This window comes from Bacteroides sp. MSK.20.12, assembly GCF_019052435.1.
Lineage (GTDB): Bacteria > Bacteroidota > Bacteroidia > Bacteroidales > Bacteroidaceae > Bacteroides > Bacteroides xylanisolvens.
Genome location: NZ_JAHQVH010000078.1, coordinates 1 through 12,349 on the forward strand (window position 1 = coordinate 1; position 12,349 = coordinate 12,349).

A 12,349-nucleotide genomic window follows, 5' to 3' on the forward strand; every position below is an offset into this window, starting at 1 on the left:
GCCTTACGCTATATAATTAAGCCCTTTCAGGGCACTCCGCAAAATTATCATTTAGTTCATTTCAGTACAGTTTTACTCCAATTCAACTACTGATTCGTATAAACCTGTGTTTGAATACTATAATATATCTGTTCCGTCCTTCTATCAGCACACCGGCGTCAGCCCCATCTTCTTAGCCCGCTCCAGCATGAAAGCATGAGCAGCCTCATATTCGTTCGGAATCACTCCATCCAAGATAGCATCCTTTATAGCACTTTTCAGAACACCGACTTCACGACAAGGTTCCAAACCGAAAATCTCCATAATTTCTTCTCCGCTCACGGGTGGCTGGAAGTTACGGACACGGTCTTTCTCCTCCAAATCCTTCAGCTTTTGTCGAACCAACTGGAAGTTATTCAGGAAACGCTGCTTACGTTCCATATTCTTGGAAGTAATATCCGCTTCACAGAGCATCATCAAGTCGTCAATGTCATCTCCCGCTTCAAAGAGCAGACGGCGTACAGCCGAGTCTGTCACCACATCATCCGCGATAACAATCGGACGCATGTGCAGGCTAACCAGCTTCTGCACGTACTTCATCTTCTCATTCATCGGCAACTTCATCTTGCGGAAGATATGCGGAATCATCTTTTCACCGATAAAATTATGATTATGGAACGTCCATCCCGCTTTCGGTTCCCAACGTTTCGTGACAGGCTTGGCAATGTCATGCAGCAAAGCAGCCCAGCGTAACCAAAGGTTATCAGTCTTCTTGCTGATATTATCCAGCACTTCCAATGTGTGATAAAAATTATCCTTATGCGAACGTCCGTTCCGTGTTTCCACTCCCTGCAAGGCAGCAAATTCCGGGAAAATCAACGGCAGCAAACCGCTACGTTCCAAATCAATAAAACCTTTTGAGGGAATCGGAGACAGAATAATCTTATTCAGTTCGTCCGCAATACGTTCACGGGAGATGATTTCAATCCGTTCTTTATTCCGGCAAAGCGATTCGAAAGTATCATCGTCAATGTAAAAGCCCAGCTGCGTAGCAAAACGGATGCAACGCATCATGCGCAAAGGATCATCGCTGAAAGTGATATCCGGGTCGAGCGGAGTGCGGATTGTCTTTTCCTTCATATCCTCCATGCCTCCGAACGGGTCTACCAGTTCGCCGAAACGTGCCTTATTGAGACATACGGCAAGAGCATTGATCGTGAAATCACGACGGTTCTGATCGTCTTCCAGCGTACCGTCTTCAACAATCGGTTTGCGCGAATCCCGTTGATAAGACTCCTTACGCGCACCTACAAACTCTACTTCCGTACCTCTGTATTTTACTTGTGCTGTTCCGAAATTCTTGAAAACAGAGACATGAGCACCACGTCCCAACCGTTTTCCAAGGGCTTCTGCCATTGCAATTCCACTTCCTACAACTACTACATCTATATCTTTAGAGGGACGTTGCAGAAAAATATCACGAACGTAGCCACCTACCACATAACACTCCATGCCGAGCGCATCGGCCGTTTCGGCTATCTGTCCGAAGATGGGTTCGCTAAAATGCTGCTTCAATTCCTCTTGAGTCAACTCTATCATTCTTTTTAGTTATAAGTTTTGAGGGGACAAAATTACAAAAATAAGGGATATATTTGTATTTTTGCCGCTAATAAAGTGAATGAAGAACAGAACGATGAACAGTGAATGGCAAACGGACACTGCTTCTTCATATAAATAATAGAACCAGTAAATAGAATTTGTGATGAAAAAACTGATTATCCTCTTTTGTGGTACGCTGGCATTAGCTGCCTGCGGAAATGGCCTTGAGAAAAAAGCCAATGAAAAACTGATGGTTGCCAAGGCTGCCTACGAACGTGGCGACTATGAAGAAGCTAAGTTACAAATTGACAGTATCAAGATTCTGTATCCCAAAGCGTTCGAAGCACGTAAGGCAGGACAGGCACTAATGCTTGATGTTGAAACAAAAGCACAGCAAAAAACACTTGCTTATCTGGATAGCGCCTTTCAGGCAAAAACGAAAGAATTCAACGCCATCAAAGACAAATTCACACTAGAAAAAGATGCCGAATATCAACAAGTAGGCAACTACCTCTGGCCTACACAGACCATTGAGAAAAACATGCACCGTTCATACCTCCGCTTCCAAGTGAACGAGCAAGGCATCATGAGTATGACCTCTATCTATTGCGGTGCCGGCAATATCCACCACAACAAAGTGAAAGTGATTGCTCCTGACGGCAGTTTTGCCGAAACTCCAAGTTCCAAAGACAGCTACGAAACGACCGATATGAACGAGAAAATAGAAAAAGCTGATTACAAACTGGGAGAAGACGGTAATGTAATCGAATTCCTACATCTCAATAAAGACAAAAATATCCGTGTGGAATATATGGGCGACCGTACCTATAAAACAACGATGAGTCCCACCGACCGACTAGCCGCAGCCAATGTTTATGAATTAGCGCAAATCCTCTCCGCGATGGAACAGATTAAAAAAGAACAAGAGGAAGCTAACCTGAAAATCGGATTTATCAATAAGAAAAAAGAACGGAAGGCACAGGAGGAAATTACCGATTAATAAAAAGGAAACTCCATTTGGCAAAAAGAAAACGATCTGTGCGGAAATGAGATAAATGATTTTTTTATTTTTAGACATAAGAACAAAAGAACATAAAGGCTGCGCTTTGAAAATTATTTTTGTTGCTTATTGAACTGCTATTTTATTTCTTGTTCTTTTGTTCTTCTGTCTGAATTATATTCCCATTTAACTAAAAACCGTCAAAAGAGAAGCTATTTAGCAGAAAAAACCTCGGTCAACAATAAAACTGACGGGAATAGTTGTTATTTTTCATAAACGACAACTATTCCCGTCAAATGTATAATAAACCTCTTTATTCTCTGCGCGGAAGAAAAGGCGTTTCCTGGTATGGAGAAAAGGCGTAGTCTGCCATCATAAAACGGCGTAGCCTGGTAAGCAAAAACGGCGTATCCTCCACATCCTTATTTTACCCTTCTATTCAATTGATTATTAGCCTTTTCCCGTTTTGATTTTCCAACCCGTTTTCCGGTTGCCTTCTTTTTACCGGCTGCGGACTTTGTCTTTCCGACGAAAGGATTGTTATTTTTTTTGATTGGCATAGACAACACTTATATAAACAGTACTTATATCTGATTCTTGTTCTCTTATTCTCCTTCGTAATATTCGCCCAAAAACCAGCGAGCCACAAAATCCCAGTTTTCCTGCAACAGTTCCTTTCCGTTCTCAAACGGGAACTGTGCTTCCGACAACAGCTCATGTTCCATTCCATATTTCAACAAATCAAACGGGCACAAACCTTCTTCACAAAACAGTTCGTATGCTTCCTCTTCTGCCAGTTCAGCATTGTAAAGCGGGTTGCGTTTGTCCGCAAAATATGGGGCCACATCAGGACCGATCAACAGACCTTTCGGATTGGCGAAAACCACGAAGTTATCAAACTCTTTTAAATCAGGCAACAGAGAATCTTCTTCATCCTCCCACTTCAATGATTGCACAAAGAAAAATTTCAGCGCATCGTAAGAGTCGAAGTACAAAAGCGGTTCACCTTTACTTGCTTCAAGGAAACGCTCAACGTTGGCAGGCATTTTTTCTCCCGGCAAAGCTATCGGTAGAGGCATTCGCTTCTTTTGCATCAATTCCGTTTCCAGCAGCCAGTCGGTCGCAAGGTAATCACTGATAGGAGCCAATTCGAACGCAGCATCCAAACGGTTGTATAATACATCTGCAAACTCCAGCAAATCTGCATCCATCGGGTTCTCCACTCCGTCAAAATCATCACCGATCGGTGAATTGATTGCCCACAAAAGGAAAACAACATCTTCACGATTGATTTCGTCCGGCAGATATTCGTCCGTCAACGTGTAGAAAGGCAGGTAACGTCCGTAGTTTTCCTGATGCCAGTGGATAAATTGACGCCAGTTTCCTCCGTCTGCCACGCAATCTTCCAAGTATAAAGCACACGTCAGAGCCACTTGCTTCTGGTCTTCTTCCATGTCTTTCCCACCATATATATACGATTCAGCCACCAAAGGCAATAGCTGATTAGCAAAATCCAGATACCATTCATCCGTATCCACCGCTTTTACACGGCCGTGAGCATCCAGCCATGCCTTCATATAAATTTTCTGTTGTTTCATACTACAAACGTTTCAAAGCCAGTTTGATAACCTTTTCTACCGGAGCATCCGGTTCTTCCTTCAAGATAGCCAACACCACCTTTTGCGAAGGTGCGGCAGCAAAACCGAGCATTGTCAATGCAGACACCGCCTCTTCCTGCACTTCCGCATTGGCAGCTTGCAGCAACAGACCTGCGGAAGCACCTCCGCCGGCAGGCCCACTCATCGTTTTTATCTTATCTTTCAGGTCGACAATCACCCGTTGCGCAGTCTTCAGCCCGATACCTTTCACCGTTTTCAGCATATTTGCGTTTTCGGTGCTGATTACGTTCACCAGTTCGGCAGGTGAGAGCGCCGAGAGAATCATACGTGCCGTGTTCCCCCCGATTCCGGAGACGGAAATCAACAACAGGAAAATCTCCCTCTCCTGCTTCTCGGCAAATCCGTAAAGCACATAAGCGTCTTCCCGAATCGCCTCGTGAATATATAACTTACAGTTTTTCTTTCCCTGAATAGCCGAATAGGTATTCAAGGATATATTGGCGGCATATCCCACCCCGTTACAGTCAATCACTGCGGTTGCCGGACTTAGTTCGGCAAGTTCGCCTCTAATATATTCTATCATAACAGGGACAAAGATAAAACTTTCTCACCACAGATTACACTGATTTTCACAGATTATTCTTTTGTACATCAGATATGAAGAATATGAAAAAAATAAAAATATTAAAGCGAATGAACCAAAGTTAGTAGTAAATTGTTTACTTTTGCAAGCAAAAGAAAGAAATTTGTTCATTAAAACCAAGAAAAGAATGAAAAAAGTAAGAGCTGCCATCGTTGGTTATGGTAACATCGGACATTATGTACTGGAAGCGCTTCAGGCGGCACCTGATTTCGAAATAGCCGGAGTCGTTCGTCGTGCAGGAGCAGAGAACAAACCGGAAGAGTTGGCAAACTATGCAGTAGTAAAGGACATAAAAGAGTTGGGGGATGTAGACGTAGCTATTCTTTGCACGCCAACCCGCAGCGTTGAGAAATATGCAAAAGAATATCTGGCAATGGGGATTAATACGGTAGACAGTTTCGATATCCACACTGGTATCGTAGACTTACGCCGCACACTGGATGCTGCTGCCAAAGAACATAAAGCCGTATCGATCATCTCTGCCGGATGGGATCCGGGAAGCGACTCCATCGTACGCACCATGCTCGAAGCGATTGCTCCGAAAGGAATCACTTACACCAACTTCGGTCCGGGTATGAGCATGGGACACACAGTAGCCGTAAAAGCTATCGACGGGGTGAAAGCCGCTCTTTCCATGACTATTCCTACCGGCACGGGAATCCACCGCCGCATGGTGTACATCGAACTGAAAGACGGATATAAATTTGAAGAAGTAGCTGCTGCCATCAAAGCAGATCCTTACTTCGTGAATGATGAAACACACGTGAAACTCGTTCCGAGCGTGGACGCTCTATTGGATATGGGTCATGGTGTAAATCTCACTCGCAAAGGTGTATCCGGCAAAACACAGAATCAGTTGTTCGAATTTAATATGCGCATCAATAACCCCGCACTGACAGCACAAGTGCTAGTATGTGTGGCACGTGCTTCGATGAAGCAACAGCCGGGATGCTACACAATGGTAGAAATTCCTGTTATCGACCTTCTCCCCGGCGACCGTGAAGAATGGATCGGACATTTGGTATAATATATTTTATACATAAAATAAAAATTAAATAGAGAAAGGCGATACACCTTTCTCTATTTTTTTTATCTTTGTGAGCATACTACAAAAAACACAATAATGAGAAAACTATTCATTCTCTGCGCATTTCTATTGCAATATCTGTTGCCTGCTTACCCACAACAAGCCACAACAGCCACCATAGAGCTCAATCTGAAATATGGAAAACCTTCCAAAGAAGAACTGTCTCTCACCTCTTATGCCCCGGACACCACCGCCACGGCCATTTATCTATTCCATCAGGGACAAAGTGATTTCATCTACCACGACGGTTTTCAGCTGACTACCGAGCACTGGGTACGCATCAAAATTTTAAAACCGCAGGGAGTGTCATACGCCGATGTTTCCGTTCCTTACTACTCTCCTACCGATAAAGATGAAGGACAGGAAAGGGCCAGTGACATAGAAGGCTGCTCCTACAACATGGAAAATGGAAAATGTATCAAAACACCCATGAAGCGGGAATCCATTTCTTTCGAGCGAATCAACAACCTGTATAAAATGCTAAAATTCTCTCTGCCTGCCGTCAAAGAGGGGACTGTCATCGAATATCACTACAAACTCTACTCCGACTATTTTTCACATATCGACAACTGGATGATGCAAGAGGAACTTCCTATGCTCTACAACCAATACAAAATCACAATCCCTCATGTGTTCGTCTACAACATCGAACTCCGAGGAAAGGATTACATACAAGTGAAGCAAAGAGATTCCTCCATTCATGCCACGGAACGTGACGGGTCCGGTGCAGGGGGAGTCAGCAAAGACTTCACCGTTTCGGCACAGGAAACCACCTTTATCTCACGCAACCTTCCGGCTATCCGACAGGACGAATCCTATTGCTGGTGCCCGGAAGACTATAAAGTACAAGTCAGTTTCGACCTGCAAGGAACCCAATTCACACCCAATGAATACAAGCCATACAGCCAGAAATGGGAAGATGTAGATCACCAACTGCTAAAACCGGAAAATACACAGTTCGGCAAATATCTCTCGCTCACCAACCCTTTCCGTCCCGAAACCAAACAAGCCTACAACAGCGAAATGAATTTCGAGGAGAAAATCATCTGCGCCTTCCAGGTACTCAAAAAGAAAATGGCCTGGAACGGACGGTATCAGCTCTACAGTAAAGAACTCGAAAAGGTTATCAAGAAAGGAAGCGGCAGTAATGCCGACCTCAATTTTATCCTTATCAGCATCCTGAAAGACTTCGGACTGGAAGCCTATCCGGTGGCTATGAGCCGGCGTTCATCAGGCATACTGCCCTACAACTTTCCTTCCCTTCAAAAACTGAATACATTCATTGTCGCCGTCTACGACATAACCAAACAGAAATATGTATTTTTAGACAGCTCCATGGCTGTACCCGCCCTCAATATATTGCCACTCGACTTAGCTGTAAACAAAGCACGCATACTTTCCCTCAAAGAGAAAGAAGATAAGAAATGGGTGAACGTGATGGCTCTTTCCGACAATAAAAGTTTTATGAAGATTGATGCCCGAATAGAGGGAAACCAAGTGAAAGGACATCGCAGCACGGTTCTTTACGGGCAGGAAGCCATCGAATATCAGACGAATGAGAAGCATAAGCAAGACAGTCTCGTTTCGAATCCTAAAAACAATGTCAGCCAGAAAGAGAAACTCACTTTCACCAACCTGAAAGTGAAAAAACAAGAAAATGACTACGCACTGATAGAAGAAGAGTTCGACTTCGTCTTGCAAGCCGACCGGACGAACGATCACCTTTATATTAATCCGATGCTCTTTCCGCAATTGAAAAATAATCCGTTTATCCAGACGGAACGGGTACTTCCCATCGAATTCCCCTATCCGTACAAGTTCACGATGCTGTCTACGCTGACTCTCCCCGATGGCTACGAAGTGGAGGAGCTACCTCAATCACAAACTATCCGGTCAGAAGGAGACGGATTACAATGTAAATATATGATCCAGAAACAGGGAAATACAATCCTGCTCAATTATGTATTCCACCTGAAAGGATACATATTCCTTTCCGAACAATACAAACAGCTACAGGAGCTCTGGACCAAAGTGATCGAAAAAAATAATGCACTAATCGTACTCAAGAAAATATAAACTCTACCTGTTAATAGAATGATTCGTTCCAATCACTCCATCCTAAAGCAAATAATACGTCGGGCATTCAGCCTGTCCGGTGTCCTTATTTGCCTAAGTCTGCACACACAGACAGTGCGTGCACAGGATATTCTCAAGGATGCCAATTCCATTATCGTGGAAGCACGCACAGAGGTTCTCTGCAAATCCATGACTCAATCCATAGAAAAAGAGAGCCTGACAATCACTGTTCTCAACCATAGGGGACTGGATGCAGCACATTTCTTCTGCGGGTGTGACATGTTCCGTTCTTTGCAGAAATTTTCCGGAGAGATCATCAATGCCGGCGGACAAAGTGTACGCAAGATAAAGAAAGGCGAACTTCAGAAAAGTGAATATAGTTCTTCGCTTAGCACGGACGATTATTTCTATTATTACGAATGTAATTATCCGACATTCCCTTTCACAGTGAAATACGAATGGGAGGTGAAGTGCAATAACGGATTGATCGGCTATTCCACCTTTATACCGCAGGCATACCCCAACCAAGGGGTGGAGAAAGCAACTTACCGTATCGAGCTGCCTGCAGGACAAGGATGCAGATACCGTGAGCTGAACACGCAAGGAAAAAAAATCCAAGTAAAAGAATCTACCGGAGCCGACGGGCACCAAGTGATTGAAGCCACCGCCTCCAAACTCTCTCCCATCGTCAAAGAACCTTTCGGGCCGGATTTCGCAGAACTGCTTCCACGTGTCTATTTTGCGCCTTCCGCCTTCAAGTATGACAAGTCGGAGGGCGATATGAGCAGTTGGCAAAAGTACGGAGAGTGGCAATACCGATTGCTCGACGGGCGCGACCTGCTCACCGAACCTTTCCGCGCCAAGCTGCACGAACTGACAGCCAACTGCGCCACCGACCGGGACAAGGTGAAAGCCATTTATGATTATCTGGCAAAAACCACCCGCTACGTCAGCATCCAACTGGGTATCGGAGGTTTACAGCCTATTGCTGCTACCGATGTCTGCCGCACGGGATTCGGTGACTGTAAGGGATTATCCAATTACACTCGTGCCATGCTGAAAGAATTGGGGATTGCTTCTACTTATACAATTATCAGTACCACCAACGAACGTTTGTTACCGGATTTCTCCAGTGCCAACCAAATGAATCACGTCATTCTGCAAGTTCCGCTTCCACAAGACACGCTTTGGCTGGAATGCACCAATCCGTCGCTTCCATTCGGTTATGTTCACCAGGATATTGCCGGACACGATGCTTTACTAATTGAACCGGACGGTGGCAAAATGTGCCGCCTGCCCACTTATCCCGACTCGCTGAACACGCAGCACATCGCTGCCGACATCACTCTCTCCCCCACAGCAAAAGCACGGATAGAAGTGAACGAAGTCTCCCGGATCTTCCAATACGAAAATGAAGCAGGCATCGTCTATCTGGAACCTAACAAACAGAAAGACCGCATCCGCTCGGGCATCCACTTGTCTCAAGCCGATATCCGGAATCTGCAAATCAGCGAATGTAAGGAGACAAATCCATCCATCACTTTCCGCTACACTGCCACCAGCAATCAATACGGTCATAAGACGGGAAACCGCTTGTTTATCCCCGCCAATGTGTTCCGAAAAGAATTTAGTGTTCCTCCTCTGACGAAGCGCACTTATCCTATTCATATCGACTACGGCTACACAGATACAGACAGTATCCGCATCCAACTGCCGGAAGGCTATGTGATTGAAGGACTTCCGAAACCACTTGACGTGAAAAGCAAGTTTGGCAGTTTTCATTCCGACATTCAGGTGAAAGATAAGAAAATATGCATCGTTCACCGATTGTTCATGTCTAAAGGGGTTTACAGTCCGGATGAATATGCGGCATTTCTTGATTTCCGCAAGCAAGTAGCCGGGCAATACAGTGGAAAAATCATTCTAAAAAAAGAATAAGGGGGGGGAACGCTTTACGGAAAATAAAGTATCTTTGCAACTCAATATTTTTTATGACTTAACAATTCAAAAAAGGAACATTGAAGAACAAACGATACAATAATATAGAAGAATGGGCAAATACCCTTAGCCATGGAATAGGTATTCTGCTTGGAATCGTGGCCGGATATTTATTATTGGAAAAGGCTTCCGAAAATATAGAACCGCAGTGGGCAGTTGCTTGTGTATCTGTCTACTTGGCGGGGATGCTTTCTTCTTATGTCAGTTCTACGTGGTATCACGGCAGCCGTCCGGGAAAGCTGAAAGAGCTGCTCCGTAAATTCGATCATGGAGCTATCTATTTGCACATTGCCGGAACCTACACTCCTTTTACCCTGCTTGTTCTGCGGCATGCCGGCGGATGGGGATGGGGAATTTTTGCTTTCGTCTGGCTGTCGGCTATCGCCGGTTTCATTCTTAGCTTCAAAAAACTGAAAGAACATAGTAATCTCGAAACGGCTTGTTACGTAGGTATGGGCGCCTGTATATTGGTAGCCATGAAACCTTTGTTAGATCATCTGGGAGAACTGGGAGCCACTACCGCTTTCTGGTGGCTGATTGGCGGAGGAGTTTCGTATATCGTGGGAGCTGTTTTTTATTCGTTGCGCAAACCATATATGCATGCCACTTTCCACTTGTTTTGTCTGGGAGGCAGCATCGGGCATATCATTGCCATCTGGCTGATTCTATAAGGAATAGTAGGGACAAAAAAAAGGCTATCTATCCCAGACAGCCAATCTTTGTTAACCTTAAATCTAATACTATGAAAAACACAGTACAAAGATACGGACTTTTCGGTTATCTCCAAATTTTCGGGGCAAAGCAGCCTAACTTATAACACGGTTTAATAAAAAGCAGAGGTTCGTTAACGTTTAACGCAATAAAGTTAAAAATTAACGAATCGTTTATTAACTATTTAAATGATTGAAGGCTGTTGAAGAGACTTTTCTCATCTAAAGAGACTCTTCCCATCCGAAATTGAAACGAACAAACAAACTGATTCGCTGATTCGTTATATATAGAGAAACTTAAAACAATTTTAGAGCATAAACTTATGGACTGGGAAAATCATCTTATAAAGCACCTGCAATGGTCGGACTCCATTATCAACCGGGAAGCCAAAGAACACGTAGCCCGTGAAATTGCCGCCACGGCAAAAGACGGAGATGTGATAGGAGCCGGCTCCGGCTCTACAGTCTATCTAACTCTGTTCGAACTGGCGCGACGGATTCGTGAAGAGCACTTGCATATTGAAGTGATTCCCGCCTCTCAAGAAATCTCGATGACTTGCATACAGCTAGGCATCCCACAAACTATCCTTTGGAACAAGCGCCCCGACTGGACATTTGACGGAGCGGACGAAGTAGACCCGCAGCGAAACTTGATTAAAGGACGTGGCGGAGCTATGTTCAAAGAAAAACTGCTCATTAGAAACAGCCGCAAAACGTTCATCATCATCGACCCCAGCAAGCGCGTCAATCAGTTGGGAAATAAATTTCCCATTCCGGTAGAGATCTTTCCGGACTCACTAACTTATGTAGACCATGAGCTGCAACGACTGGGTGCATCAGAAATCGTCCTGCGTCCTGCCCACGGCAAAGACGGGCCTGTCTTTACAGAAAATGGGAATTTCATCCTCGACACTCGTTTTAACTATATTGATTCTTCGCTCGAAGAACAACTCAAAACCATTACCGGTGTCATAGAGAGCGGCCTTTTCATAGGTTATGATGTCGAAGTTATCATGGCAGAGTAAAACAACGTAAACTGGAAAATCGCATTTTGTAGGGAAATGAATTTATTTACCACAGAGGACCCAGAGGTGAATCTTGTTCATGCCTGTACGGTTCTGATTCTTTTCATTTATATACCGTAATGCATTGTTTTAGCCTATTCTAACAAGGGTATATTCTCACTGCAATGAGAAAAAGTTCTCATTATAATGAGTATTTCTTCTCATTGCTATGAGTATTTTTTCTCATAGGGATAAGTATAGTTGAGAAATGCATTTCCCACAAAACACAGATATTAAAACGTCATCAAACATATTTATTTTTATTCAAAGCCGAATGATAGTTAAAATAATAGTGAAAACACTGGGAAATTCATTAAAAATTCGGGTAGAATATTACCCCCCATCTCAAAATCAATGAGAAAAAGAGACTACTAAATAAACAAGAACAGATAAAGGAAATTTCAATAAAAGAAACCGGAAGAACCGGACAATTTGCGAAAATAGAAACAAAATAACTGAAAAACAATAAGATAGAAGAAGAAAACACGAAAAAACAGGAAGAAAAAAGATCAATAAGTCTTAGCAGAACTTGGTACATGGTCGTTTCAGTTTTCATCATTGTTAATAGTTCTTT

At 43.8% G+C, this 12,349-nt stretch carries 9 protein-coding genes; 6 read left to right on the plus strand and 3 right to left on the minus strand.

The features are described 5' to 3' along the window. Positions 1-144: 144 nt before the first annotated feature. Positions 145-1,578: a CCA tRNA nucleotidyltransferase gene (locus KTR06_RS23935; protein ID WP_008641195.1), complete on the minus strand. Its 1,434-nt coding sequence runs from the start codon at positions 1,576-1,578 to the stop codon at positions 145-147. Between the two features lie 163 nt (positions 1,579-1,741). Here KTR06_RS23935 and KTR06_RS23940 point away from each other — a divergent pair, with 163 nt between their 5' ends. Next, a complete protein-coding gene (locus KTR06_RS23940; protein WP_055236483.1) occupies positions 1,742-2,578 on the plus strand; it encodes a hypothetical protein in 837 nt (278 codons plus the stop codon). 605 nt (positions 2,579-3,183) lie between these two features. Here KTR06_RS23940 and KTR06_RS23945 read toward each other — a convergent pair. Together KTR06_RS23945 and ruvA are read right to left on the minus strand one after the other, a co-directional pair. After that, the gene (locus KTR06_RS23945) at positions 3,184-4,176 is read right to left on the minus strand and encodes a DUF3843 family protein (RefSeq protein WP_120068910.1); all 993 of its coding nucleotides are present in this window, start codon (positions 4,174-4,176) and stop codon (positions 3,184-3,186) included. A gap of 1 nt (position 4,177) precedes the next feature. Further along, complete coding sequence (gene ruvA / locus KTR06_RS23950) at positions 4,178-4,780, minus strand: Holliday junction branch migration protein RuvA (protein WP_120068915.1); 603 nt, start codon at positions 4,778-4,780, stop codon at positions 4,178-4,180. 187 nt (positions 4,781-4,967) lie between these two features. Here ruvA and KTR06_RS23955 point away from each other — a divergent pair, with 187 nt between their 5' ends. The 5 genes from KTR06_RS23955 (at position 4,968) to rpiA (ending at position 11,736) form a co-directional block, all read left to right on the plus strand. Continuing rightward, positions 4,968-5,867 (plus strand): diaminopimelate dehydrogenase, encoded by a 900-nt coding sequence (locus KTR06_RS23955; RefSeq protein ID WP_055236482.1) that lies wholly within the window; start codon positions 4,968-4,970, stop codon positions 5,865-5,867. A 96-nt stretch (positions 5,868-5,963) separates the two neighbouring features. Then, positions 5,964-8,003, plus strand: coding sequence for a DUF3857 domain-containing protein (locus tag KTR06_RS23960; protein WP_120068920.1), 2,040 nt, complete (start codon positions 5,964-5,966; stop codon positions 8,001-8,003). 18 nt (positions 8,004-8,021) lie between these two features. Further along, entirely contained in the window at positions 8,022-9,941 is a 1,920-nt protein-coding gene (locus KTR06_RS23965) for a transglutaminase domain-containing protein (RefSeq protein ID WP_120068923.1), read from the plus strand. A gap of 80 nt (positions 9,942-10,021) precedes the next feature. After that, on the plus strand, positions 10,022-10,672 hold the full coding sequence (locus KTR06_RS23970; RefSeq protein WP_049702131.1) for a hemolysin III family protein: 651 nt from the start codon (positions 10,022-10,024) through the stop codon (positions 10,670-10,672). Positions 10,673-11,034: 362 nt separating this feature from the next. Further along, positions 11,035-11,736, plus strand: coding sequence for a ribose 5-phosphate isomerase A (rpiA, locus tag KTR06_RS23975; RefSeq protein ID WP_151935863.1), 702 nt, complete (start codon positions 11,035-11,037; stop codon positions 11,734-11,736). The last annotated feature ends 613 nt before the right edge of the window (positions 11,737-12,349 follow it).

Excerpts from the sequence above, each read along its gene's own strand:
- KTR06_RS23935 (WP_008641195.1), bottom strand. The coding sequence starts at position 1,578 with ATGATAGAGTTGACTCAAGAGGAATTGAAGCAGCATTTTAGCGAACCC.
- KTR06_RS23940 (WP_055236483.1), top strand. The coding sequence starts at position 1,742 with ATGAAAAAACTGATTATCCTCTTTTGTGGTACGCTGGCATTAGCTGCC.
- KTR06_RS23945 (WP_120068910.1), bottom strand. The coding sequence starts at position 4,176 with ATGAAACAACAGAAAATTTATATGAAGGCATGGCTGGATGCTCACGGC.
- ruvA (WP_120068915.1), bottom strand. The coding sequence starts at position 4,780 with ATGATAGAATATATTAGAGGCGAACTTGCCGAACTAAGTCCGGCAACC.
- KTR06_RS23955 (WP_055236482.1), top strand. The coding sequence starts at position 4,968 with ATGAAAAAAGTAAGAGCTGCCATCGTTGGTTATGGTAACATCGGACAT.
- KTR06_RS23960 (WP_120068920.1), top strand. The coding sequence starts at position 5,964 with ATGAGAAAACTATTCATTCTCTGCGCATTTCTATTGCAATATCTGTTG.
- KTR06_RS23965 (WP_120068923.1), top strand. The coding sequence starts at position 8,022 with ATGATTCGTTCCAATCACTCCATCCTAAAGCAAATAATACGTCGGGCA.
- rpiA (WP_151935863.1), top strand. The coding sequence starts at position 11,035 with ATGGACTGGGAAAATCATCTTATAAAGCACCTGCAATGGTCGGACTCC.